Here is a 685-nt window from a genome sequence, read left to right on the forward strand (position 1 = left end):
TGCCGCTCGTCAACAAACTGGTGAGCTTCTCCTTAAACGATAATACCTTGGGTATTTTTGACCCTGCCACGGGTACGGCGCTAACCAATAGTAACGGTGTCGCGAAAATAACCTTAGCAACGGCGGATATCAAAGGCGCGGCCTTAGTGACTGCCTTAGTGCAAGGTGTGGATGCAGAGCCAGCTTCGCTCGGTGTGAATATGGCCGGTGACGGTAACACTGGAGATGGCTCCGGAATTATCGTGAGTTTATCGTCGAATTTAGGCACGGTAGCCAAAGCAACGCCGGCGACATTAACGGCAACGATTAAGAGTGTAGATGCGACCCCATTAGCGAACAAAATTGTGAGTTTCAGTCTAAACAACCCATTGATGGGAAGTTTTACACCAGACTCAGGTACTGCGTTAACGGATGCAAACGGTGTTGCCAAAATTCAATTAATAACTGCAAATATTGAAGGTGCAGTGAATGTTAAAGTAAATGTGTTTGGTTATGACAGTACTGCCGATGTATCGCTTTATATGCAAGGTGACGGTAATGCGGTAGGGCAAGTGCCACCACCGAAACTAACACTCAGTTCAACTACCACCAACATTAACGCAGCGACCCCTGCAACCGTGACGGCAACGTTACTGGCAGCTGATGGCAGTGCCTTAGCCAACAAGTTGGTGCAATTTAGTTTAAG

At 47.6% G+C, this 685-nt stretch carries 1 pseudogene; it reads left to right on the forward strand.

The annotated features are described in order from the left end of the window. Positions 1-685, forward strand: a pseudogene (locus tag L5M29_RS23685) (hypothetical protein); the annotation flags it as partial.

Source organism: Shewanella sp. SM95, from assembly GCF_025653595.1.
Taxonomy (GTDB): Bacteria; Pseudomonadota; Gammaproteobacteria; order Enterobacterales; family Shewanellaceae; genus Shewanella; species Shewanella oncorhynchi.